A 23,273-nucleotide genomic window follows, 5' to 3' on the forward strand; every position below is an offset into this window, starting at 1 on the left:
TCGCCCGCGCCCTCAAAACCGACGGCGACCACCGCCGCCTGGACACCATCCGCGCCGACGTCTTCCTCTCCCTCCTCCTCGGCATCCTCCCCACCACCCTCATCCCGACATCAGCCACCCCCACACAAGCCACACCGGCAGCCACTCCCACGCCAGCCACCCCCACTCCCGTGGCATCCACCCCCACGGCATCCACCCCCACGGCATCCACCCCCACGGCATCCACCCCGGCGCCAGCCACCTCTGCGCCGGACGTGCCTGCGCCAGCCGCCTCTGAGCCAGCCGCCTCTGCGTCGAACGTGCCTGCGTCGGATGTGCCTGCGTCGGATGTGCCTGTGGTCGGTCGTGGCGTGGCTGCCGCGTCTGCGGATGCCGCCGCCTTCGCTGGTGCTGGGGGTGCGCCGGGGTGTGACACCAGGTCAGCTCGAGTCGATGGCCGAGACCACCGCCTGGCCGCGTGCGTGCCCCGGGAGTCGTTGGTCACGGCGCCAGCCGCCAGGGCCGCGACGGACGCGCAGCCGGGCGTCGCGTTGCCGGGAGTCTCCCCGCCATCGACAGATCCTGTGGTTCGCCGCGCTGAGGCTCCACCTGCCAACGCGGCCACCTTTGAGGGGGACGACGGCGATGGGGCATGGCTCGGCCCGCGGCAGGCTCGACCTGATGGCCAGGACAGCAGCCTGAACGTGTGCATCCCGGGGCCGGAGTCTCCGGCCACCCTTCCCACGGATGGCTCGATGACGGACGTGCAGGTGGGCGAGGTCTCGCCGGGCGCTTATCCGGACGCTGGGGTGGAGGAGATCCGACCCTGGTTCCAGGACTGCGACGAGCCTGGCGGGGGTGAGGGCGGCGAGGCGCCGGTCGTGTGGAGCGGTGAGGTCGCGGCTCGGGCGGGTGCCCAGGTCGGCACCGTCCAGCTCACCGTCCCGCTCACCACGTACCTCAAGCTCGCCGACGAGCCGGGCGAGATCGGCGGGTACGGGCCGATCCTGGGCGAGGTCGCCAGGACGCTCGCCGGCAACGCCCGGGACGCGCGCTGGTGTGTGACCGTGGTGAACGACAAGGGTGAGGCCATCGCCCACGGCGATACCCCCTACCGGCCCGGCTCCAAGACCCGCGCGATGGTGCAGGCACGTGACCGCACCTGCCGCTTCCCCGGATGCCGCAGACCCGCGCACCGGTGCGACCTCGACCACTCCACGCCACACGATCAGGGCGGGGCGACATGCCCGTGCAACCTGGCCGCGTTGTGCCGACGACACCACCGGCTCAAACAGCGGAACGACTGGGCGCTGCACCAGGTCAGCCCCGGTGTCTTGATGTGGGTCACGCCGACCGACCACTGGTACATGGCCCAGCCCGACACCTACGGCTGAGGTCCGCGAGCGCCCGGCCCCTTTCATCCAGGATGGGGGCGCTCGCCGCCAACGTTCCAGATGTGTGCGCTGGTCTGTGGTCGTTCCGGTCCGGCTGCAAGGTCTGGGCGATGGTGCGGGTGTGTGGTCGGGGGTGCCGTTTCTCGGGGTGCCGGAGACTGGTGGGTCGGGGCGGCCTTGACGTTCCGCGCTGCATGATCGGGGGTGGGGTGATGTGTCCGTGCAGTCTGGCTGCGTTGGGTCGGCGGCATCAGCGGCTCGGGCTGCGGAGCGATTGGACGCTGCATCAGGTCAGTCCGGGTGTCTTGATGTGGGTCACCCCGACGGACCATTGGTGCGTGGCCCAGCCTGACGTCTACGGGTGAGCGGGCGGTTGGTCTAGGGCCGCCACCAGGCGTTGGACCAGGGGGAGGGTCTCCTCGTAGGGGGCCTGGGTCAGGGCTGGGGAGGCGACCACGGAGCGCATGACGCCGATGCCGACCAGGAGCGCGCCGACGAGTTCGGCGCGGAGGTCGGGGGCGGCGCCTTTGAAGTGGTCGGCGAAGGTGCGCAGGTAGCCCTCGCAGAGGTCGTGGCGGAGACGGTCGCGGACCTCGGCGCGGCCGGACGAGCGCAGCATCACGATCAGGGGGTGCTCGCCGTCGAACTCCTGCCGGTCGGCGAAGACGACGTCGTTCAGCAGTGCGGCGGTGATGTCGGTGAGCGAGCCGCCGGCGGACTCGGGGATCTCGACGTGGACGGCCTCCTCGAAGAGGTCGTCCTTGGAGCCGAAGTAGCGGAAGACCAGGGCGGGGTCGACGCCCACGTCGGCGGCGATGTCGCGGACTCCGGTGCCGTCGTAGCCCTGCCGGGCGAAGCGCAGGCGCGCCGCGTCGAGCAGGGCCGCACGGGTGGCCGCCTTGTCGCGGCGCTTGCGTTCCATGGAAGTCAGCATAAGTCATCACCTGCTGACTTGGCGCTAGGCTTGTGTCATCGATCGATGACTTGGGAGGCGAGATGCGCACGTACGTGATCACTGGTGGCACGGACGGGATGGGACGGGCGCTCGGGCTGCACTTCGCGCGGCGGGGGGACCGCGTGATCGCGGTGGCGAGCGGGGCGGAGAAGGGGCGCCGGTTCGTGGCGGAGGCGGGGGAGAACGCCTCGTTCCTGCGGGCGGACCTGAGCACGCTGGAGGGGATGCGGCGGGTGGTCGAGGAGGTTCCGGACGTGGTGGACGGGCTGGTCTTCGGGGCGCAGCGGTTCCGGCCGTCGCGGGAGGAGACGGCGGACGGCCTGGAGTTCACGTTCGCCCTGATGTACCTCAGCCGCTTCGTGATCGGGCACGGGCTGGTGGAACGGCTGGAACGTGCGGAGGCCCCGGTCATCATGAACATCGCGGGGCCGGGAGGGCTGCCGGGCACCGTTCACTGGGACGACCTTCAGTTGACCCGGAGGTACAAGGGAATGCGCGCCTCGATGCAGGCCTCCCGGTGCCTCGACCTGCTGGGCGCCGACTTCGCCGAACGTCACCCGGGCGCCCGTACGCGCTATGTGCTCTACAACCCGGGGTTCGTCGACACCGGCATGGCCGACCCGCTGCCCCCGGCGCGGCGGGTCCTGACGAAGGTGCTCGCCAAGGCGTTCGCCAAGTCGCCGGAGAAGGCCATCGTGCCGATCGCGCGTCTCATGGACGAACGGCCCGAGGCCCCGGTGAGCGCGTTCAAGCAGGGCAAGCCCCTGGCGCTGGAGGGTGAGGACTTCGATCCGGTCCGCGCGGCCCGGCTGCATGACGTCACCGTGGAGCTCATCGGCGGGCCGCCCGTTCGGACGTAGGCGGCCCGCCGGACGTCAGACCGTCGCCCGGGGCCGGGGGGCCGGGTGCGGGGCGGCGGCCGGGGTGTTCGGTGACGCGAGCAGGGCGGGGAGGACGGCGGCGAGGGCAATGGCGGCGGCGGTCCACATCGCCGGGACGAAGCCGTCGATGAAGGCCGCAGGGGAGGCGTAACCGCCCTGGCCCGCGAACACCAGCGCGATGATCGCCACGCCGAAGACGCTGCCGAGCTCGCGCAGCGCGCTGTTGACGCCCGAGGCGACGCCCGCGTCGGAGAACGGGACGGACGCGGTCACGGCGTTGGCGACGGTGGGCATGACCGCGCTGAGGCCGACGCCGGAGACGACGAGGGGCGCGACCAGGGAGGAGTAGGGGACGCCGGGTTCCACCACCGCCGCGAGCCAGCCCAGCCCGGCGGCCTGCAACGCCATGCCGCCCACCATGAAGGGCCTGTTGCCGAAGCGGTCGGCGAGGGCTCCCGCGATCGGGGAGGTGACCATCAGCGTGCCGTTCCAGACCAGGATGCGCAGGCCCGCCTCCCAGGGCGAGTAGCCCATCCCGACCTGGAGCAGCTGCGCGATGACGAACAGCGAGCCGATCAGCGAGACCTGCTGGAGGAACGCCACCGCGTTGGACGCGGAGAAGCCGCGGGAACGGAAGTGGCGCAGCGGGACCATCGGGTGCGGGGTGCGGGCCTCCCAGCGGAGGAACGCGAGCAGGAACGCGGCGCCGGCGACCAGCGCGACGATCACTTCCGTGCTGGCCCAGCCGGCGGCGGGGGCGCGGACCGGGGCCCAGGTGAGGGCGAAGAGGCCGGCGCCGGCGAGGAGCAGGCCCGGAACGTCCAGGTGGGGGTTCGGGCCGCGGCTCTCGCGGAGGAGGACGAGGGAGAGCGCCGCCGCCGTCAGCCCGACCGGGACGTTCACCCAGAAGATCCACTGCCAGGACAGGCCCTCGGTGATCGCACCGCCGATGACGGGGCCGGCGGCCACGCCGAGCCCGGCCACGGCGCCCCAGACGCCGATGGCGGCGCCGCGCCGTTCCCCCGGGAACGCCTCGACGATCAGGACGAGGGTCAGCGGCAGGATGACCGCCGCGCCCGCGCCCTGCACGACGCGCGCGACGATGAGCGCCTCGGCGGTCGTGGACAGGGCCGCCACGGCGGACGCGAGGCTGAACACCGTGAGGCCCGTGACGAACATGCGGCGGCGCCCGTACCGGTCGCCGAGGGCCGCGCCGGACAACATCAGGCAGGCGAACACCAGGTTGTAGGCGTTGATGGTCCATTCGAGGTCGGCCAGGCTCGCGTCCAGCTGCGTGCGCATGACCGGGAGCGCCGTCGCCACGACGACGATGTCCAGTGCGGTGAGGAACACCCCGAGGGGTGCCAGGACGAGCGTCCATACCGCGCGTGGTGGGTTGCTCATTCAGATGCCTTTCCGAGTCGGGCCGTCTCCTATGGAGAGGCGCGACCGGGCGCCGATTCATCGGTGCGGGAGCGGCGGTGTCTCCGGCTCGGTTGACCTGGAGCACACTCCAGGTGGAAGAGTGGAGGGGTGAGCCTTTACTCTCCGGGCGAGACCGCTCAGAAGAGCGGATTCAGCATCGACACCCTGCGCTACTACGAGAAGATCGGGCTGCTGTCGGACATCGCGCGCAACTCCTCGGGGCGCCGGGTGTTCAGCGACGACGACCTGGCGTGGCTCGGGATGTTGCGGTGCCTGCGCGACACCGGCATGCCGATCGCGGAGATGTTGCGCTACTCCGAGCTGGCCCGGGGCGGAGACGAGACGATCGTGGAACGGCTGGCGCTGCTCCGCGCCCACGACCAGCGGGTCGAGGCGCAGATCGGCCTGCTGCGGTCGCAGCAGGCGCACATCCAGTGGAAGATCGGCTACTACGGCGACCAGGTCTAGCGCGAGACCGGGCCGATCCGGCGGCCCCGGGCGTCGAACACCAGCAGCCGGTCGAGGGCGACCGCGAGCCTGACCTCCTCGCCGCGCTGCGGTCGCGGGCCGCTGATGATGCGGAAGATCAGGTCGGTGCGGCGGTGGTGGCCGGTGTGCTCCAGCTCGGGCTCGGGCTGGGGCGCCGGACGGCGGAACAGCGCCTTGACGCGCGACACCGCGGGCTCGACGTGCTGCGGCGCCACCCGCTGGGTGAACTCGGTGGCGTCCACGGACGGGATCCCGGCCTCGGCGTACGCCAGCCACTCGTGCCCGTGGAACTCCAGCGTCCGGACCTGGCCGGTGAGCTCCTGACCGGTCGCGGGGCCGCTGACCTGGGTGAGCGCGTCGGCGCGCAGGCCGACCGTGACGGGCTCGCCGTGGTGGTGGATGAGGCCGGTCGAACGCGGGTCGTCCCAGGGCAGCGTCAGGCGCTGCGGCCCCAGGTCGAGCACCACGCCCTGATCCTGGACGGCCCACGCGGTGGCGCTCATCAGGTTGATCGGCGGTGAGCTGAGGAACGCGGCGACGAACATCGTGGCGGGGTCCTGGTAGACCTGCTCGGGGGTGCCGACGTCCTCCAGCACGCCGTCGCGCATGACGGCGATGCGGTCGGCCATCGTCATCGCCTCGACCTGGTCGTGCGTCACGTACACCGTGGTCGCCCCGGTGGAGCGCACGAGCGCGGCGATCTCGACGCGGAGCTCGGCGCGCAGGCCGGCGTCGAGGCTGGAGAGCGGCTCGTCCATCAGGAAGAGGGAGGGCTCGCGGATCAGCGCGCGGCCCATCGCGACGCGCTGCCGCTGGCCGCCGGACAACGTGCCGGGCAGCCGGTCGAGCATGGAGTCCAGGCCGAGCGCGCGGGCCAGCTCGGTCACCTTGCCGCGCGCCTCGACCGGGTCGTCCTTGGTGATCTGCAGCGGGAACATCATGTTGCCGCGCACGCTGCGATGCGGGTAGAGCGCGCCGTTCTGGAAGACCATCGCGACGTTGCGGTCGCGCGGCGAGAGCTCGTTGGCGACCGAGCCGCCCAGCCACAGGTCGCCCGAGGTGATCTCCTCCAGGCCCGCGATCATGCGCAGCACGGTGGACTTGCCGCAGCCGGACGGGCCGAGCAGCACGAACAGCTCGCCGTCCCTGATGTGCAGGCCGAGGTCGTGCACCGCGTGCAGCCCGCCGGGATACACCTTGTCGACACCGTCGAGCACAACGTCGGTCATCGGGCCGCCCACCCTGGATGTGACACTGGTTACATCCTGTCGATCCCATCGCGCGAGTCCGGTTTTGTCCAGGGTCTCCCAGGTTGACTGCGAGATCGTGTCACCTGACTCGCTCATGTCACGCGGATCGTGGGATTCTCGCGAGATGCCGGATGGACCGATCTACGAACGTTTCGCCCGCGAGTACGCCGAGCACGCGGAGGGCAGCCCGTACAACGCGATGTACGACCGGCCGGCGGTGCTCGAGCTCGCCGGCGACGTCCGGGGCCGCACGGTCCTGGACGCCGCGTGCGGGCCCGGCCTGTACGCGGTGGAGCTGGCGCGGCGCGGGGCCCGGGTCCTGGCGTTCGACCAGAGCCCGACCATGGTGAAGCTGGCCCGAGACCGGGTCGGCGACGCGGCCGACGTGCGGGTGCACGACCTGGCCGAGCCGCTGCACTGGGTGCCGGACGGGTCGGTGGACCTCATCGTCCTCGCGCTGGCGCTGCACTACCTGGACGACCGGGTGGCGACGCTGCGCGAGCTGCGGCGCGTCCTGTCGCCCGGGGGAGCGCTGGTGGTCTCGACCCACCACCCGGTGAGCGACTGGGTGGCGTTCGGCGGGTCGTACTTCACCTGCGAGCCGGTCGAGGTGTCGCTGAGCGCCGAGAACGACTGGCCGATCCGGGTGTGGCGGCGGCCGATGTCGGAGATCTGCGCGGAGTTCCGCGAGACGGGCTTCCTGATCGAGGAGCTGCGCGAGCCGCGCCCGGTGCCGGAGATGGCCGCCCGCTATCCCGAGGACTACGAGAAGCTGGAGGCCGCGCCCGCCTTCGTCGCGTTCCGGCTCGTCCCGGCCGCGTGATCCTCGCCGCGGGCGAGCCGCCGGCGGAGGGCGGCGGAGTCGGCGGCGACCGCGGTGACCAGGACGCCGGGACCGGCCAGCGGGAGGACGGCCAGGCCCTCGGCGGTGTACGGCGTCCGGGTGAGGCCCGGGGCGACCAGGAGCACGCTGCCGGCCGCCTTGGCGTCGCCGAGCACCGCGCGGCTGCCGAACGTCGAGGGGTCGGTGAGGCGCAGCTCGTGCCGCAGCAGCGGGACGCCGCCGAGCGTCACGTCGAAGCGGCCGGTGTGCCTGCCGGGCCGCTCCCCGTGGCGGCCCAGGATCAGCTCCTCGTACCAGCGCAGCGTGGCGCCCTCCGCGAGGGAGATCCCGGCGGCGGAACGGTGGTCGCAGCCGGCGGCGGCGACCGTCGGCTCGGGCGCGAAGTCGAGATGCCCGCCGGCGCCGACCTCGGCCCGCACCGTCATGCGCGACTCGCCGTCGCCGGGCAGCACCAGCGTGGTCGCGACGGAACGTACGGCCAGGCGGGCGCCCGCGCCGACCTCCAGCGACAGCGCGAAGTCGTCGCCGCCGAGCGGCCCGGCGGCGGCGCCGACCAGGTAGAGGGCGTCGGCGGTCTCGCGCAGCGCCAGCGGGCCGTCCGACCGGATCCTGGTCAGCCGGGTCCGGCCGGTCGCGTCGCGCTCGGCGCGCGCGGCGGCGCGAGCGGTGTAGCCGCGGGTCATCAGGCGTGCGCGTGGTCGTGGTGGCGGGCCTCGTGCAGGACGGCGCGGACCCAGCCGGCGACCTCGGGGGCGCCGGGCTGCTCGCGCAGCGAGGTGAACGCGACCGGCTTGCCGCCGCGGACGCGCGCCGAGTCGCGGGCCATCATGTCCAGGTCGCTGCCGACGAGCGGGGCGAGGTCGGTCTTGTTGACGACCAGGAGGTCGGCCGCGGCGACGCCGAGGCCGCCCTTGCGCGGCACGTCGTCGCCGCCCGCCACGTCCAGCACGAAGATCTGCCGGTCGGCGAGGCCCTGGCTGAACAGCGCGGTCAGGTTGTCGCCGCCGCTCTCCACGATGATGAGGTCCAGGCCCGGATGCCGTTCCTCCAGCGCCTCGACCGCGTCCAGGTTGGCGGAGATGTCGTCGCGGATCGCGGTGTGCGGGCAGGCGCCGGTGCGGACGGCGGTGATGCGGTCGTCGTCGAGGACGGCGTTGCGGCGCAGGAAGTCGGCGTCCTCGGTGGTGTAGATGTCGTTCGTCACGACCGCCAGGTCCAGTTCGTCGCGCAGCGTGCGGCACAACGCGGCGGTCAGCGCGGTCTTGCCGCTGCCGACCGGCCCGCCGATGCCCAGCCGCAGCGCGCGGCCGTGCGCGGGCGCGGCGGTGTGCGGGTCGTGCGAGTGGTCGTGTCCGGCTCCCATGAGCACCTCCGGGTCGTACGTCAGGATTCGAAGAGGCGCAGGTCGGCGCCGTGATGGAGTTCCGCGTAGAGATCCAGGACCGGGGCGGACGCGGCGGGCAGCGCCGTCCAGTCCAGGGGGTCCGCCGCCGCGTCGGCCGCCGCCTCGGCCGCCGTCGCGTCGACGTCGGCCGACAGCGCGGCGAGCACGCGGTGCACGGCGAGGGGGTCGAGGCCGAGCAGGCGCACCGCCGCGGACGCGGGCCCGGTGATCGCCGCGGAGGCGGTGATGGCCGCCGCGTCGAGGGGCGTGCCGCCCGCCGCCGCCGCTGCCGCGCCGAGCACGAGCGGGTGGTGGGGCTCGCGGGTGGTGGCGGCGAGGGCGTCCAGCGCCGGGTGCGGCCAGGTCGTCCTGGCGGCGCGCAGCAGCGAACGGCCCTGCGCGCGGGCCGCCTGCCGCTGGGCGGGAGAGGGCGTCCGTGCGTCGGCCTCGGCGTCGAGCCGTTCCCACGCCCGTTCCCCGGCAGCTGCTTCCCCCGCCGCTTCCCCCGCCGCCGCGTGGGCGCACGCGGCGGCGGCCAGGGCCGCGGCGACCAGGCCGGAGGTGGCCAGCCGCCCGCGCAGGAACCCGGCCAGGCCCTCGACGTCCCGCACCGCGCCCGCCGTCACGGCGGGCTCGACCCCGCCGGAGTGGGCGTGGCCCCCGGCGGGCAGCCGCGAGTCGGCGAGCAGGAGCAGCGACGCGTTCATCAGAACAGGAAGTAGCGCTGGGCCATCGGCAGCTCGGTGGCGGGCGCGGGCTCGACCTCGTCGCCGTCGATGGACACGGTGAAGGTGTCCGGATGCACCTCGATCGACGGCAGCGCGTCGTTCAGGGGCATGTTCGCCTTGGTGAGGCCGCGGGTGCCCTTCACCGGGACGAACCTGCGGCGCACGTCGACGTTCGAGCCGAGATCGGCGTCCAGCGCGGCCTGCGCCACGAAGTGCACCGACGTCGCGGCGGCGACCGGCGCGGCGGCGCCGAACATCGGCCGGGGCAGGACCGGCTGCGGGGTCGGGATCGAGGCGTTGGCGTCGCCCATCGCGGCCCACGCGATCACGCCGCCCTTCAGCACCACCTGCGGGCGGACGCCGAAGAACGCCGGGTCCCAGAGCACCAGGTCGGCCAGCTTGCCCGGCTCGACCGAGCCGACCTCGCCGTCCAGCCCGTGCGCGATCGCCGGGTTGATCGTGTACTTGGCGACGTAGCGGCGGGCCCGCAGGTTGTCGGCGGGCGTGGACGGGGAGCCGTCGCCCGGCAGCGCGCCGCGCCGCTTCTTCATGGCGTGCGCGGTCTGCCAGGTGCGGATCACGGTCTCGCCGATGCGGCCCATCGCCTGCGAGTCCGAGCCGATCATCGAGATCGCGCCCAGGTCGTGCAGGACGTCCTCGGCCGCCATCGTCGTCGGCCGGATGCGCGACTCGGCGAACGCCAGGTCCTCGGGCACCGACGGGTTGAGGTGGTGGCACACCATGAGCATGTCGAGGTGCTCGTCGAGGGTGTTGACGGTGTGCGGGCGGGTCGGGTTGGTGGAGGACGGCAGGACGTTCGGGTGCGAGGCGACCGTGATGATGTCGGGCGCGTGCCCGCCGCCGGCGCCCTCGGTGTGGTACGCGTGGATGCCGCGGCCGCCGATCGCCTCGAGCGTCGACTCGACGTACCCGGCCTCGTTCAGGGTGTCGGAGTGCAGCGCCGCCTGGACGCCGGACTCGGCGCAGACGCGCAGGCAGGCGTCGATCGCGGCGGGCGTGGTGCCCCAGTCCTCGTGCAGCTTGAACCCGGACGCCCCGGCGCGCAGCTGCTCCCAGAGCGCGTCCTCGCCGACCGTGTTGCCCTTGCCGAGCAGCGCCACGTTCACCGGCCAGGAGTCGAGGGCCTCCAGCATGCGGTGCAGGTACCAGGCGCCGGTCACGGTCGTGGCCTTGGTGCCCTCGGCCGGGCCGGTGCCGCCGCCGACGAGCGTGGTGACGCCCGCGCCGAGCGCCTCCTCGAGCAGTTGCGGGCAGATGAGGTGCACGTGCGAGTCGACGGCCCCGGCGGTGAGGATCTTGCCGTTGCCGGCCATGACCTCGGTGGACGGGCCGATGACCAGGCCGGGGTGCACGCCGTCCATGGTGTCGGGGTTGCCGGCCTTGCCGAGCGCGACGATCCGCCCGTCGCGGACGCCGACGTCGGCCTTGACGACGCCCCAGTGGTCGAGCACGACGACACCGGTGATGACCAGGTCGAGGGCACCGTCGGCACGCGTCGTCCGGGCCTGGCCCATCGACTCGCGGATCACCTTGCCGCCGCCGAACACCGCCTCGTCGCCGGTGGCGGCGCCGCCGGGACCGCGGCTGAGGTCCTCGGTCACCTCGATCAGCAGGTCGGTGTCGGCGAGCCGGACGCGGTCGCCCGCGGTCGGCCCGTACAGCTCGGCGTAGCGGGCCCGGGACAGCCGGGCGGGCGGGATCTCAGTCATCGAGGGCTCCACGGCTCTCCAGGCGCAGGCCGGGCACCACGCGGGCGCCGGCGAGGGGAACGAGGGAGACCTCGCGGGTCATGCCGGGCTCGAACCGCACGGCCGTGCCGGCGGGCACGTCGAGCCGCCGGCCCCACGCCGCGTCGCGGTCGAACTCGAGCGCGGGGTTGGCCACGGCGAAGTGGTAGTGCGAGCCGACCTGGACGGGCCGGTCGCCGGTGTTGACCACGGTGACGGCGACGCGCGGGCGGCCGGGGTTGAGCTCGACCGGCTCGTCGCCCGGGATCACCTGGCCCGGGACGAGGCCCCCGGCGGGCGGCGTGGCGGCGCTCACGGGATCGGCCGGTGGACGGTGACGAGCTTGGTCCCGTCGGGGAACGTCGCCTCGATCTGGACCGAGTCCAGCATCTCCGGGATGCCCTCCATGACGTCGTCGCGGGAGAGCACGGTGCGGCCCGACTCCATGAGCTCGGCCACGGTGCGCCCGTCCCGGGCGCCTTCGAGGATGTGCACCGCGATGATGGCGGTGGCCTCGGGATGGTTGAGCCGCAGTCCGCGCCCCCGCCGGTCCCGGGCCACCTGCGCGGCCACGTGGATCAGCAGGCGCTCCTGCTCATGTGGGGTGATCAGCACACCCGCACGCTAGTCCCGGCGCGGGCCGCGGCGGAACGGGACGCGGTGCCCTTTAACAGTCATTTCACAAGCCTGTGTCGCCCGAAACACGACCGACACATTCGGCTCACACGGCGGCAACCACATCCGGAAACCTGTCTATTACAAACCGGAACATCTGCCGAAACGTGCTGATCGAAGACTCCTGGCGAAGAGATCTTGGAGGTGTCCATTGCCGACTTCGGCAGAGTCACAGGGCGTCAGCAGGCGCGGTTTCCTCACCAGGGTGGGGGCCACCGGCGGCGCCGGCGCGATGTTCGCCACCATGGGGGCGCTCGGCCTGGCCCCGTCCGCGGAGGCCGCGACCAAGGCCCCGTTCGACCCCCCGCAGGCCTCCGACTTCCGGCTGCGCGGCCGGGGCGCCGCCAAGGTCGTCGTGCTCGGCGCCGGTGTCGCCGGCCTGGCCACCGCCTACGAGCTGGGCAAGGCCGGCTACCAGGTGACGGTGCTGGAGGCGCAGGACCGGGTGGGCGGCCGCAACCGCACGCTGCGCGGCGGCGACCGGCTGACGGAGATCGACGGCCCCACGCAGCGCGTCGGGTTCAGCGACGGCCAGTACATGAACGCCGGGCCCGCCCGCATCGCGCAGTGGATGACCACCATGGACTACTGCCGCGAGCTGGGAGTCCCGCTGGAGGTCTTCACCAACTCCAACGCCGAGGCCTACCTCTACAACGAGACGGCGGGCATGACCGCGCCGGTGAAGTGGCGCACCGCCAAGGCCGACGTCTTCGGGTACATCTCCGAGCTTCTCGCCAAGGCCACCGACCAGGGCGCGCTGGACCAGCGGCTCACCACGACCGACAAGGAACGCCTGCTGTCGTTCCTGTCCGGCTTCGGCGCCATCGGGAGCAGGGCGAACGGGTTCGCCTACACCGGCACGGACCGGCGCGGCTACACCGTCGACCCGGGCGCGGGGGAGACCGCGGGCACGCTCCTCGGCCCGCCGCCGTCGCTGAGCGAGGTGTTCGCCAGCGGCGTCGGCCGCTACTTCTCGTTCGAGTTCGGCTACAGCCAGGCGATGCTGATGTTCCAGCCGGTCGGCGGCATGGACGCCATCCCGCGGGCGCTCGCCAAGGCGGTCGGCCCCGGGCGCATCAGCACCGGCGCCAAGGTCACCGAGATCACCAACCTGGCGTCCGGCGTCAGGGTCGAGTACGAGCGGTACGGCCGCACCCGCGTGATCGAGGCCGACTACTGCGTCGCCACGCTGCCGCCGCAGATCCTGGCCAGGATCCCGCACAACCTCGGCGCGAACGTTCAGGCGGCGCTGAGGACCCCGGTCCCCGCGTCCACCGGCAAGATCGGCCTGGAGTACCGCAACCGCTGGTGGGAACGCGACGACAACATCTACGGCGGCATCACCAACACCGACCTGGACCTCTCCACGATCTGGTACCCGTCCTACGGCTACAACGGGCGGCGCGGCCTGGTCGTCGGCTACTACAACTTCGGCGGGAGCGCCGACGCGTACGCCAGGCTCACGCACCCCGAAAGGCTGCGGCGGGCCCTCGACATGGGCGCGAAGATCCACGGCGACAAGTACCGCCAGGACATCGCCGCGTCCGCGTCCATCGCCTGGAGCCGCCAGCCGCACATCGAGGGCGGCTGGATCTCCTGGCCCAGCCGCGGCGCCGAGTACAAGCTGCTCTGCGCCCCGCAGGGCAACGTCTACTACGCCGGCGACTGGCTCAGCTACGAGATCGCCTGGCAGCACGGCTCGTTCGAGTCGGCCCGCAAGGTCGTCACCGAGCTCCACCAGCGCGTACTCCAGGGATGAGGGGCCACAGGACGATGAGAGGCCACGGGATGAGGACACGGATGAACGGGCGCAGGATCATCGTCGGCGGGCTCGTCACCGCCGCTGCCGTCGGCATCGGCGGAGCGGCCTCGGCCGCGCCGGAACGGGCGCCGCGGCCGCCCAAGCTGACCGAGGTCCGGCCGGCGCTGCCGGACGGGCAGACCAACCCCTCCATCGCCAACGGCGTCGCCACCGGCGCGCTGGTCGCCACGTACACCTCCAGCGGCCTGGGGCCCAGGGACGCCAACCCGGCCGCCCCGGCGGGCACGCCCGAGCGGTACATCGACTTCCCCGGCGGCACGCTGCCGCCCGGGGTCTCGACAACCGAGGCGCAAGCGATCAATGTCTTGAAGCAGATCACCGAGAACCTGAAGGTGCAGGGCCTCACCCCGAAGGACGTGATCTCGATGCGGGCGTACCTGGCGAACCCGCCCGGTGCCGCGGCGGCCGACTTCGCCGGCTGGAACCGCGCGTACCGCCAGTTCTACGCCAACACCGACCTGGCGACCGGCAAGCCGGTCGACGTGCCGCTGGGAAGCGCCACGCCGGCGAAACCCCTGCTCGTCAACCCCGCCAGGCCGTCCCGTGTCACCCTCGAGATCGAGAATCTGCCGGTCAACGGCTGGCTCGTCGAGGTCGAGGTGGTCGCGGCCTTCCGCCACAGGTGACACAGCGGGCGCCCGCCACCAGGAGGTGACGGCGCCCGGCACCAGGAGACAAGGAGATCCATGTCCGAGCTCCCGCCGACCTCTCCGACCCCCGCCCCGTCCCCGCCTCCCGACCCCTCGTCCGGTCCGGCTTCCGTGCCGGTTCCGCTCTCCCGCCGCGCGTTCCTCGGCCGCGCCGGCGCCGGCGCGGCCCTCCTCGCGGGCGGCCTGGCGGCCGGCGGAGGCTCCGCGGTCGCCCGCACCACCCCGGTGCGGGCGATCGCGCCCGCCGATCTCGATCCCCTCGCCCTGCTGAAGAAGATGCTCGTCTTCGACACGCAGAACGCCGGCGACGGCGGCGTCACCCGCCCGCACGCCGAGATGCTCAAGGCCATGTGGGACTCCGCCGGCGTCGGCGCGGAGATCATCCCCACGCCCACGAAGGACAACGTCCACCTGATCGCGCGCATCCGCGGCACCACGGCCAACCCGCCGCTGCTGCTGCTCGGCCACTCCGACGTCGTTCCGGTGGAACGTTCGAAGTGGACCGTCGACCCGTTCGCCGGGGTGGTCAAGGACGGTGAGATCTACGGCCGCGGCGCGCTGGACATGAAGGGCGCGAACGCCGCGTTCATCGCCGCCCTGCTGCGGCACCTCGACGAGAAGGGCTCCTTCGACCGGGACATCATCGTCCTCACCGACTGCGACGAGGAGGCCGGTCCGCACGGTTCCCGTTGGCTCGCCGAGAACCACTGGAACAAGATCGACGCGGGCATGGTCCTCACCGAGGGCGGCTGGTTCCTGGCCCAGAAGGACCGGACGACGCCGATGCTCATCACGGTCACCCGCCAGGACAAGGTCTACTTCAACCTCGACCTGGTCGCCGACGGCACCGCGACGCACTCGTCCAAGCCCAACCCCGACTCGGCGATCGCCAAGCTGTCGCGCGCCGTCGCCGAGCTCGACGGCTGGCTGGCGCCGGTGACGCTCACGCCGGTCACCCGCGAGTACTTCGCGGCGCTGGCCGCGGCGACCGGCGACAGGCCGTTCAAGCGGGCCGTCGAGCTGCTGCTGAGCGCCCGGTCCGGCCCGTCACGGGAACGCGCCGCGGCCCTGGTCGTCAAGCGCAGCTCGTACCCGTGGCTGCACCGCGCGCTGCTGCGCACCACGCACGCGTTCGTCATCGAGGACGCGGGCTACAAGGAGAACGTCATCCCGTCGTCGGCCACCCTGCGGGTCAACTGCCGGGGCGTTCCCGGCGGGCAGCGGCCGCGCGACTTCCTCGCCCAGGTCAGACGGCTGCTGGCGGACCGCGACGTCCAGGTCAAGCTGGTCGGCAACGCGGGTGAGACGGAGGAGGCCGCGCTCGCCCGCCTGGACGAGACGTTCGCCAAGCCGCCCTCGTCCATCGACAGCCCGCTGTACACCGCGATCAAGGACGCCGCGGGGAAGACCTACCCCGACGCGGTCTTCGCCCCGGCGCTCTTCGAGGCGGGGACGAGCCTGTCGCCGTGGACCTCGCGCGGCGTCCCCGGCTACGGCGTCTACCCGTACGTCCTCGACAACGACCAGCTCATCGGCATGCACGGCAACGACGAGCGCATCTCGGTGGCCGCGCTCCAGCAGGGCACCGAGTTCATGTACCGCCTGTTCGAACGTTTCCGGGTCTGACCCCCGGAGCCTCGGGGCCCGGCCTCACGGTCTGACGCGGCGGCCGATGTCGGGGTAGTCCTCGACCAGGCCGTCGGGCCCGAACTCGATCGTCCGGGTGAAACCCGGGCTGGAGAAGCGGACCGCGTCCCGGCGGACGTGCGCGTACGTCTGCCGGGACGGGGTCACCGTGAGGTCGGGCACCGAGACCCACGCCATGAGGTACTCGTGCTCCCCGCCCTCCGGCCGCCCGCCCTCCAGATGGCCGCCGCGCAGCACCGGCATCGTGTTGGTCAGCGGCGAGAGACCGAGATCACAGTCCAGCGCGCCCGCGAGGGACGTGGCGTCCCCGCCGGGCGGCGGCAGCCTGATCTTGCCCTCGGCCCGCGCGCTGATCGTCCATTCGCCCTCCGGGCGGTTGGCCAGCTCCAGCCACCGCCGCCACGGCCCCGTCTCCGGGTCGGTCCCGTACGCCTCCACGAGCAGCCGGGAGGTGATCCAGCGTTCGCCCGTCGTCAGCTCGTACTCCAGCCGGTACGGGAGCGGGTCGCCCCCGACGGCCGTGCCCTTGGCCGCCAGCCGCCCGTCGCCGAACTCCACCTCGGCGAGCTCGGCGCCCTCCGGTTTGACCCATACGACCGGTGTCATCATGGCGTCCCCCTACCCAGGCGGGCGGCGGACACGCTGCGTGAGCGGCGGGGGCCGGTTCTGGCGTGATGCGCCGGATGTCGTGGGGCGAGATTAGACTCCAACGTCGTGGCAGGCCGGATCAGGAATGAGGACATCGCTCTCGTGCGAGAGCGGTCTTCCGTCGAAGAAGTGATCGGTGAGTACCTCCAGCTCCGCAGCGCGGGCGGGGGCAACCTCAAGGGCCTGTGTCCGTTCCACGACGAGAAGTCGCCGTCGTTCAACGTGACGCCGGCTCGCGGGTTGTTCTTCTGCTTCGGCTGCGGCGTCGGCGGCGACGTCATCAAGTTCGTCCAGGACATGGAGCACCTGTCGTTCTCCGAGGCGGTGGAGCGGCTCGCGTCCAAGGCGGGCATCCAGCTGCGCTACGAGGAGGGCGGGTTCACCCCCCGGCAGGACGGCGGGCAGCGGGCCCGGCTCGTCGCGGCGCACAAGGCGGCGGCGGAGTTCTTCGCCGAGCAGCTCAACACGCCCGAGGCGATCATCGGCCGCAAGTTCCTGTCCGAACGGGGCTTCGAGGCGTCCGACGCCGCGCACTTCGGCGTGGGGTTCGCGCCGCGCGAGTGGGAGGCGCTGGTCCGCCACCTGCGGGGGCGCGGCTTCGCCGACAAGGAGCTGATCGCCGGCGGGCTGGCCAAGGAGGGCCGGCGCGGCCCGATGGACCGGTTCCGCGGGCGGCTCCTCTGGCCGATCCGCGACCTGTCCGGCGACGTCATCGGCTTCGGGGCGCGCAAGCTCTACGACGAGGACGACGGCCCCAAGTACCTCAACACCCCCGAGTCGCCGATCTTCCACAAGAGCTCGGTGCTCTACGGTGCCGACCTGGCCAAGAAGGAGATCGCCCGGCGCCGCCAGGCCGTGGTCGTGGAGGGCTACACCGACGTGATGGCCTGCCATCTGAGCGGCATCCCGACGGCCATCGCCACCTGCGGCACCTCGTTCGGCGACGATCACATCAAGATCCTCCGGCGCCTGCTGATGGACCAGGACGAGTTCCGCGGCGAGGTGATCTTCACGTTCGACGGCGACTCGGCCGGCCAGAAGGCCGCGCTGCGGGCGTTCGCCGACGAGCAGAAGTTCGTCACGCAGACCTTCGTCGCCGTGCAGCCCGACGGTCTCGACCCCTGCGACCTGCGGATCGGGCAGGGCGACTCGGCCGTGCGCGACCTGGTCGCCTCCCGCCAGCCGCTCTTCGAGTTCGCCGTCCGCAGCGCGATCTCCCAGCACAACCTCGACACCGCCGAGGGGCGCCTGGCCGCCCTCGACGCGGCCGCCCCCGTCGTCGCCAAGATCAAGGACCGCGCGCTCCGGCAGATGTACGCGGTCAGCCTGGACCGGTGGCTCGGCATCATGGACGAGCAGTTCGTGCTGCGCCGCGTCCGCGAGCTGGCGGCGCGCGAGCAGGGCCGGCGCAACGGGCGGACCGGCGAGCCCGAGGCGCCCGCCGACCGTCCCGCCTGGGACCCCAACGACCCGGACGTCCAGCGCGAGCGCGAGCTTCTCAAGATCGCGGTGCAGCGCCCGTCCCTCCTCGGCCCGGTCTTCGACGACGTCCCGCCCGAGGCGTTCATCGCCCCGCCGCACGCCGCCGTCCGGGCGGTCATCTCTGCGACGGGTGGGGTCGCTGTGGTGGCCGGGGCGGCCGAATGGGTCGCCGCGCTCCATGAGCACGCACCGAACGAGCAGGTCAAAGCCCTGATCACGCAGCTTGCTGTGGAGCCGACACGGTCCGCACAGGAATCGGATGACCGTTATGCCGTAGAGCTGCTCGCCCGAATTCAGGAGCGGCAGCTCACACGCATGATCGCCGACGTGAAATCTAAACTCGGACGGCTGAATCCGGTCGAACAGGGTGAGGAGTACAACAAGCTCTTCGGCGATCTTGTCGCGCTTGAGCAGCGGAGACGGGAGTTGCGGGAGCGAGGGCTTGGGTCCCAGTAAGTCAAGAGACCGCAAAATGGGTCCTGTGATCTAGGGCCTCGATAACGCAGACTGTCCCCGTGGGCCCTTCGGTGCTGCCTAGCGAGGCGCCATCGGTTGATCAGGTGGCTGACCTTGTCGCACGTGGCAGAGAACGCGGCGGTGTAACCGTCGATGACGTCGCTGCTGCACTCGATCGCTCCGACTTGCCGGACGACTCCCTCGAACGGATCGTCCGGATGCTCGCAGAGCAGGGGGTAGAGGTTCTCGAGTCTCAACAGGAGACCGAGGACGTCACGCGAGCGGACGAGGGAGACCTCGGCAAGCGGGCGCCGACGAGCGACCTGGTCAGGATTTACCTGAGAGAGATCGGTCGCGTACCGCTTCTCACGGCAGAAGATGAAGTCGAACTAGCGAAATCGATCGAGGCGGGACTGTTCGCCGAGGAGAAGATGGCGCACACCGCCATCCTCTCCCGGATGGAACAGCTCGACCTCGAACTGCTCGCCCGCGACGGCGTCCGGGCGAAGCAACGACTGATCGAAGCCAACCTGCGTCTGGTGGTCTCGATCGCCAAACGCTACGTGGGCCGGGGAATGCTCTTCCTCGATCTCATTCAGGAGGGAAATCTCGGACTCATCCGTGCGGTCGAGAAATTCGACTACACCAAGGGATTCAAGTTCTCGACCTACGCCACCTGGTGGATCCGCCAGGCGATCACCAGAGCGATCGCCGACCAGGCCCGGACGATCCGGATCCCTGTTCACATGGTGGAGACCATCAACAAGCTGGTCCGGGTGCAGCGTCAGCTCCACCAGGACCTCGGCCGGGAGCCCAGTCCCGAGGAGATCGGCCTGGAGATGGGCCTGTCGCCCGTCCGGGTCATCGAGATCCAGCGGATCGCCCAGGAGCCGGTGTCCCTGCAGTCGCCCATCGGAGAGGAAGACTCCGACCTCGGCGACTTCATCGAGGACGCGGACGCGGTCGTGCCCATCGAGGCGGCGGCGTTCATCCTGCTCCAGGACCAGCTCGAGGACATCCTCGGCACCCTCTCCGACCGCGAGCAGCGCATCATCCAGCTGCGCTTCGGCCTGACCGACGGCCACCCGCGGACCCTCGAGGAGGTGGGTCGCGAGTTCGGTGTGACTCGCGAGCGCATCCGCCAGATCGAATCCAAGACCCTGGCCAAGCTGCGTCATCCGTCCCGAGCCCAGATGCTCCGCGAATACCTCGACTGACCCCGCCCCCTACCGGCTCTCCGCCGTGATCGTCCGATCACCACCCCGGTCGCACGATCACGGCGGAGAGCCGTTTCACGCCGTGACCGGATGTGGCATGCCGCGATCAGGTGCGGGCGGCCTCGGGGAGGTTGCGGACCCGGAAGGCGTGCCCGCAGGGCAGCAGGGTGAGGGTGCCGGGGACGATCCGCACGGTCTCGGCGGGGGTCGTGCAGAGGGGGCAGGCGGGGCGGTCGGCCTCGGTCCTCGTGCCGTAGGGGGCGGGGAGGAAGGGGCGCGCCTTCCAGAGGCTGATCCTGGGCTGCCTCGACCGGCCGTCGCGCAGGGCGGTCAGGAGGTCGTCGTCCCCGGGGGCGGCGGGAGCGGGCCGCCGGCGGCGTCTGAGGAGCGCGTAGGCGGCGGGGGCGGCGAAGGTGAGGACGAAGGCCGCCAGGAAGAGGAACCGCGCGGGGGAGAGCGGGGTCTCGTTCCCGGTGGCCAGGTCGGCTCCCGTGCCGACCAGGAGGGCGGCGAACGGCAGGACGACGACGGCCACCAGGAGCCAGGCGGCGACGGTGAACGCGCGTCCCATGGTCGCCATGATCGGGGATTCGGGCCGCGGCGCCTACTCATCTGTTAATAAGGTTTTCGGCATGACTGAAAAGGTGGCGCCCTCTCTGGACGGACGGCGGTTCCGGGCCGTGGCGGAGACCGAGGGCGGCGAGGTCGTGCCCGAGACGCTCTTCACGTACCACGAGGAGGGCGGCGAGGTGTGGGCCGAGTACGCGGGAGGCTCGATCAGGCGGGGGCGCCTGGTGGGGACGCGGGCGGGGGACAGGCTCGACTTCCGCTACAGCCAGCTCAACACCGGCGGGGAGACCAGCAACGGGCACTGCGTGTCGACGATCGGCGTGCTGGCCGACGGGCGGGTGCGGCTGGAGGAGGTCTGGGAGTGGGAGTCCAGGCCCGGTTCGGGGGTCAGTGCCGTGGAAGAGGTGCCATAACGGTTCATTTCCGGCGCCGTTCCATTACCGTTGAGACATGCTGATCGTGACGACAGACGGGCTGGCCGGGTACGAGATCCGCAACGTGCTCGGTGAGGTCCTCGGGGTGGCCGTCCAGACCGATCAGGCCACGCCCGGCGGGCCGCAGAGCAGCGCGACGTTCCGGGTGACGGGTGAGCAGCAGGGCGTCGGCCTGGCCGCGGCGCGGCGCGAGGCGGTCGACCGGCTCGCGCAGGAGGCGCACCGCAAGGGCGCCAACGCGGTCGTGGGGATGTGCTTCGACACCGCGCAGCTGTCCGGCGGCCACGAGGTCTGCGCGTACGGCACCGCCGTGTGGGCCGAGCCCGCCAAGGCCGCGGCCGCCCAGCCCCAGCCGGGGCAGATGCCGCAGCAGGCGCCCGCGGCGCCCCCCTACGGCGACCACCCGCAGCACGGCGGGGCGCCCATGGCGGCGCGCAACCTCACCATCGGCCTGCACGACCGCCCGCGCTGATCAGTTGCCCGCGGCGCGCTCGGCGCGGATGCGGGCCACCACGTCGCCGGCGGCCGTCTTGACCGCCTCCAGCTCGCGGAGGTAGGCCCAGTAGTCGGGGTGCGCGCCGGTGAGCGCCTTGGGGGCCGCCTCCAGCCGTTCGACCAGGCCGTCCAGGACGCGGGCGTGCTCGGGCGCGGCACCGCCCGGCTGCGCGATGGCGAGCTTCTGCGCGTCGCGCACGACGAAGCGGGCGGACTCGACCGGTGCCGCCGGATCGGCGCGGACCGCGTCGAGGTCGGCGACACGCCCGGTGACCTGCCCGGCCCGGCGGTCGGCGGCGTTGAGCTCGGTGCGGGCGGCGGTGAGCGCCTGCTGGGCCCGCTTCCACTCGTTGCGCGACAGCAGGTCGGACGCCTCGTTCAGCCGCTCGCGGGCGCGGGTCACGCCGCCCTCGATGGCCTCGGGCGCGCCCCGCAGGTCCTGCCAGCAGGCCTGCGAGTAACCGACCAGCAGCTTCTTCATCGCCTGCCGCACCGGCTCGACGCGCCCGGCCACCACGTCGACGCGGGTGCGGACCGACGCCACCGAGTTGCGGACCTTCTCGCCGAGCCGGGGCAGCTCCTCGGCGGCCTCGCGGGCCCGGCGGGCGATCTGGGCGACCTCGTCGGCCTTGTCGAGGGCCCCGGACAGGCCGAGCCCGCCGAGCCCCTGCGCGCTGAGCTGCGCCAGGCCCTCGCGGGCGGCGGACAGCTCCGCCTCGGGGTCGGCCGCGTCCATGCCCGCCTTGCGGGCGGACTCGATCGCCGCCTCCGCAGCGGCCACGGCGTCGCGGGCCGCGGTCAGCCGGGGCGGCAGCCGGTCGAGCGCCGACTCCAGCCGGGCCATCTGCGGCACCAGCCGTTCGGCGAAGTGGTTGAGGTCGCCGGTGATCTTGCGCAGCCGGTCGGTGACGGCCAGGAACGCGCGCCGCGCGGCGTCGTACTCGGCCAGGGAACGGTCCGCGGAGTCCAGGTCGTGGGCGTCCACGACGTCGATGTAGCCCATGGAGGCCGCGTCGGCCGCCGAGTCGAGCCGTTCGAAGTCGCGGCGCGCCGTGGCGCCGGCGTTCTGGTCGAGGTCGGTCAGCAGGGTGACGCGCCCCTCCAGGTACTTCTGCGCCTGGTCCATGTCGTAGAAGGCGCCGGCCGCGCCCTGCTTGGCCTCGACGGCCGACCCGAGGGCCTCCGCTTCACGCCCGGACCCGCGGCCTCGACGACGCTGATCGCCCGGTCCCCGCAACGCTGCCTCCCTTCCGTGCCCGTGCTCGCTCTAGTTTCGCCCAGGTGGGCCCCTGAGTTCACCTACGTGGGACGGTCGAATTGGCCGCCTCGTGCCCCTCTTTCCCATGTATGCCGCCGTTTCCCCGGAGGGGCGATCGATCCACAGGGAACGGATAGCATCTCTTCCAGCGTCTTTATTGCGAGGCGCCGTGCGGCGCCGTCGTGCAGCAGCGATCTTGGAGGCACTGTGGGTGTCAGTCTCAGCAAGGGCGGCAACGTCTCCCTCACCAAGCAGGCGCCGGGGCTGACCGCGGTGACGGTGGGTCTCGGATGGGACCTGCGCACCACGACCGGCACCGATTTCGACCTCGACGCCTCGGCCCTGGTCCTGGACGCCTCTGGCAAGATCGTCTCAGACCAGCACTTCGTCTTCTTCAACAACCTCCGCACTCCCGACGGCGGCGTCGAGCACACCGGCGACAACACCACCGGCGCGGGCGAGGGCGACGACGAGCAGATCAAGGTCAGCTTCGCGGCCATGCCGCCGCAGGCCGAGCGGGTCGCGTTCGCGGTGTCGATCTACGACGCCGACAGCCGCAGCCAGAACTTCGGGCAGGTGCGCAACGCCTTCATCCGCGTGGTCAACCAGGCCGACAACTCCGAGCTCGCCCGCTACGACCTCAGCGAGGACGCCTCGACCGAGACGGCGATGGTCTTCGGCGAGCTCTACCGCAACGGCGCCGAGTGGAAGTTCCGCGCCGTCGGCCAGGGGTACGCGTCCGGGCTCGCCGGCATCGCCACCGACTTCGGCGTCAGCCTGTAGGCGCCGGCGCCCGCCACGACCATCCGGCCGCAGGCGTCCGGCACGAAATTCGCCCTGGG

25 protein-coding genes are annotated in these 23,273 nt (G+C 72.2%); 12 read left to right on the forward strand and 13 right to left on the reverse strand.

Features of this window, described 5'->3' with window-relative positions; all coding sequences use genetic code 11:
• Positions 1-226: hypothetical protein (locus ABZ810_RS28545; RefSeq protein WP_358408508.1), on the reverse strand; the 226-nt coding region annotated here is incomplete at its 3' end.
• Between the two features lie 508 nt (positions 227-734).
• On the opposite strand from ABZ810_RS28545, the gene ABZ810_RS28550 reads away from it, so the two are divergent.
• Positions 735-1,373 (forward strand): HNH endonuclease signature motif containing protein, encoded by a 639-nt coding sequence (locus ABZ810_RS28550; RefSeq protein WP_358408511.1) that lies wholly within the window; start codon positions 735-737, stop codon positions 1,371-1,373.
• 355 nt (positions 1,374-1,728) lie between these two features.
• On the opposite strand, the gene ABZ810_RS28555 is transcribed toward ABZ810_RS28550, so the two are convergent.
• On the reverse strand, positions 1,729-2,295 hold the full coding sequence (locus ABZ810_RS28555; protein ID WP_358408514.1) for a TetR family transcriptional regulator: 567 nt from the start codon (positions 2,293-2,295) through the stop codon (positions 1,729-1,731).
• 74 nt (positions 2,296-2,369) lie between these two features.
• On the opposite strand from ABZ810_RS28555, the gene ABZ810_RS28560 reads away from it, so the two are divergent.
• Positions 2,370-3,188, forward strand: coding sequence for an SDR family NAD(P)-dependent oxidoreductase (locus tag ABZ810_RS28560; protein WP_358408516.1), 819 nt, complete (start codon positions 2,370-2,372; stop codon positions 3,186-3,188).
• Positions 3,189-3,203: 15 nt separating this feature from the next.
• Here the strand turns inward: ABZ810_RS28560 and ABZ810_RS28565 are convergent, their stop codons facing one another.
• Positions 3,204-4,613, reverse strand: coding sequence for an MFS transporter (locus ABZ810_RS28565; RefSeq protein ID WP_358408518.1), 1,410 nt, complete (start codon positions 4,611-4,613; stop codon positions 3,204-3,206).
• A 129-nt stretch (positions 4,614-4,742) separates the two neighbouring features.
• Here ABZ810_RS28565 and ABZ810_RS28570 point away from each other — a divergent pair, with 129 nt between their 5' ends.
• Positions 4,743-5,102 carry a MerR family transcriptional regulator gene (locus ABZ810_RS28570; RefSeq protein WP_358408520.1) on the forward strand — a complete coding sequence of 120 codons (360 nt, stop codon included), beginning with the start codon at positions 4,743-4,745 and terminating at the stop codon, positions 5,100-5,102.
• Here ABZ810_RS28570 and ABZ810_RS28575 read toward each other — a convergent pair.
• On the reverse strand, positions 5,099-6,352 hold the full coding sequence (locus ABZ810_RS28575; RefSeq protein ID WP_358408522.1) for an ATP-binding cassette domain-containing protein: 1,254 nt from the start codon (positions 6,350-6,352) through the stop codon (positions 5,099-5,101). The genes ABZ810_RS28570 and ABZ810_RS28575 overlap by 4 nt on opposite strands.
• Before the next feature lie 145 nt (positions 6,353-6,497).
• Between ABZ810_RS28575 and ABZ810_RS28580 the strand changes: the two genes are divergently transcribed.
• Positions 6,498-7,196: a class I SAM-dependent methyltransferase gene (locus ABZ810_RS28580; protein ID WP_358408525.1), complete on the forward strand. Its 699-nt coding sequence runs from the start codon at positions 6,498-6,500 to the stop codon at positions 7,194-7,196.
• On the opposite strand, the gene ABZ810_RS28585 is transcribed toward ABZ810_RS28580, so the two are convergent.
• From ABZ810_RS28585 to ABZ810_RS28610, 6 genes are read right to left on the reverse strand one after another with little or no spacing between them, the layout of a single operon-like run.
• Positions 7,136-7,900, reverse strand: a complete 765-nt coding sequence (locus tag ABZ810_RS28585) for an urease accessory protein UreD (protein ID WP_358408527.1) — start codon at positions 7,898-7,900, stop codon at positions 7,136-7,138. The two genes, ABZ810_RS28580 and ABZ810_RS28585, sit on opposite strands and share 61 nt — an antisense overlap.
• Positions 7,900-8,580, reverse strand: a complete 681-nt coding sequence (gene ureG, locus ABZ810_RS28590) for an urease accessory protein UreG (RefSeq protein ID WP_358408528.1) — start codon at positions 8,578-8,580, stop codon at positions 7,900-7,902. The genes ABZ810_RS28585 and ureG overlap by 1 nt, the downstream gene beginning before the upstream one ends.
• A 20-nt stretch (positions 8,581-8,600) precedes the next feature.
• Positions 8,601-9,308, reverse strand: coding sequence for an urease accessory UreF family protein (locus ABZ810_RS28595; protein WP_358408529.1), 708 nt, complete (start codon positions 9,306-9,308; stop codon positions 8,601-8,603).
• Positions 9,308-11,059, reverse strand: coding sequence for an urease subunit alpha (locus ABZ810_RS28600; protein WP_358408532.1), 1,752 nt, complete (start codon positions 11,057-11,059; stop codon positions 9,308-9,310). Before ABZ810_RS28600 ends, ABZ810_RS28595 begins: the two co-directional genes overlap by 1 nt.
• Positions 11,052-11,393 (reverse strand): urease subunit beta, encoded by a 342-nt coding sequence (locus ABZ810_RS28605; protein WP_358408534.1) that lies wholly within the window; start codon positions 11,391-11,393, stop codon positions 11,052-11,054. Before ABZ810_RS28605 ends, ABZ810_RS28600 begins: the two co-directional genes overlap by 8 nt.
• Complete coding sequence (locus ABZ810_RS28610; protein ID WP_358408536.1) at positions 11,390-11,692, reverse strand: urease subunit gamma; 303 nt, start codon at positions 11,690-11,692, stop codon at positions 11,390-11,392. The genes ABZ810_RS28605 and ABZ810_RS28610 overlap by 4 nt, the downstream gene beginning before the upstream one ends.
• 211 nt (positions 11,693-11,903) lie before the next feature.
• Between ABZ810_RS28610 and ABZ810_RS28615 the strand changes: the two genes are divergently transcribed.
• Genes ABZ810_RS28615 through ABZ810_RS28625 form a run of 3 tightly spaced genes read left to right on the forward strand, consistent with a single transcriptional unit; the run spans position 11,904 to position 15,850 of the window.
• Positions 11,904-13,511 (forward strand): FAD-dependent oxidoreductase, encoded by a 1,608-nt coding sequence (locus ABZ810_RS28615; RefSeq protein ID WP_358408539.1) that lies wholly within the window; start codon positions 11,904-11,906, stop codon positions 13,509-13,511.
• Between the two features lie 41 nt (positions 13,512-13,552).
• Entirely contained in the window at positions 13,553-14,200 is a 648-nt protein-coding gene (locus ABZ810_RS28620) for a Rid family hydrolase (protein WP_358408541.1), read from the forward strand.
• Positions 14,201-14,260: 60 nt separating this feature from the next.
• Complete coding sequence (locus ABZ810_RS28625) at positions 14,261-15,850, forward strand: M20/M25/M40 family metallo-hydrolase (RefSeq protein ID WP_358408543.1); 1,590 nt, start codon at positions 14,261-14,263, stop codon at positions 15,848-15,850.
• A 24-nt stretch (positions 15,851-15,874) separates the two neighbouring features.
• Here the strand turns inward: ABZ810_RS28625 and ABZ810_RS28630 are convergent, their stop codons facing one another.
• Positions 15,875-16,477, reverse strand: a complete 603-nt coding sequence (locus ABZ810_RS28630; RefSeq protein ID WP_358408544.1) for a putative glycolipid-binding domain-containing protein — start codon at positions 16,475-16,477, stop codon at positions 15,875-15,877.
• Positions 16,478-16,585: 108 nt separating this feature from the next.
• On the opposite strand from ABZ810_RS28630, the gene dnaG reads away from it, so the two are divergent.
• Positions 16,586-18,457, forward strand: coding sequence for a DNA primase (gene dnaG / locus ABZ810_RS28635; protein WP_358408546.1), 1,872 nt, complete (start codon positions 16,586-16,588; stop codon positions 18,455-18,457).
• Positions 18,458-18,528: 71 nt separating this feature from the next.
• Positions 18,529-19,674: an RNA polymerase sigma factor RpoD gene (rpoD, locus tag ABZ810_RS28640; protein WP_358409079.1), complete on the forward strand. Its 1,146-nt coding sequence runs from the start codon at positions 18,529-18,531 to the stop codon at positions 19,672-19,674.
• A gap of 106 nt (positions 19,675-19,780) precedes the next feature.
• On the opposite strand, the gene ABZ810_RS28645 is transcribed toward rpoD, so the two are convergent.
• Positions 19,781-20,245 carry a hypothetical protein gene (locus ABZ810_RS28645; RefSeq protein ID WP_358408548.1) on the reverse strand — a complete coding sequence of 155 codons (465 nt, stop codon included), beginning with the start codon at positions 20,243-20,245 and terminating at the stop codon, positions 19,781-19,783.
• A gap of 61 nt (positions 20,246-20,306) precedes the next feature.
• On the opposite strand from ABZ810_RS28645, the gene ABZ810_RS28650 reads away from it, so the two are divergent.
• Positions 20,307-20,657 (forward strand): hypothetical protein, encoded by a 351-nt coding sequence (locus tag ABZ810_RS28650; RefSeq protein WP_358408550.1) that lies wholly within the window; start codon positions 20,307-20,309, stop codon positions 20,655-20,657.
• Between the two features lie 37 nt (positions 20,658-20,694).
• On the forward strand, positions 20,695-21,150 hold the full coding sequence (locus tag ABZ810_RS28655) for a heavy metal-binding domain-containing protein (protein WP_358408552.1): 456 nt from the start codon (positions 20,695-20,697) through the stop codon (positions 21,148-21,150).
• On the opposite strand, the gene ABZ810_RS28660 is transcribed toward ABZ810_RS28655, so the two are convergent.
• Positions 21,151-22,410, reverse strand: a complete 1,260-nt coding sequence (locus ABZ810_RS28660; protein WP_358408553.1) for a molecular chaperone DnaJ — start codon at positions 22,408-22,410, stop codon at positions 21,151-21,153. It abuts the gene before it with no gap.
• A gap of 228 nt (positions 22,411-22,638) precedes the next feature.
• Here ABZ810_RS28660 and ABZ810_RS28665 point away from each other — a divergent pair, with 228 nt between their 5' ends.
• A complete protein-coding gene (locus tag ABZ810_RS28665) occupies positions 22,639-23,214 on the forward strand; it encodes a TerD family protein (RefSeq protein ID WP_358408556.1) in 576 nt (191 codons plus the stop codon).
• The last annotated feature ends 59 nt before the right edge of the window (positions 23,215-23,273 follow it).

The organism is Spirillospora sp. NPDC047279 (genome assembly GCF_040643285.1).
GTDB lineage: Bacteria > Actinomycetota > Actinomycetes > Streptosporangiales > Streptosporangiaceae > Spirillospora.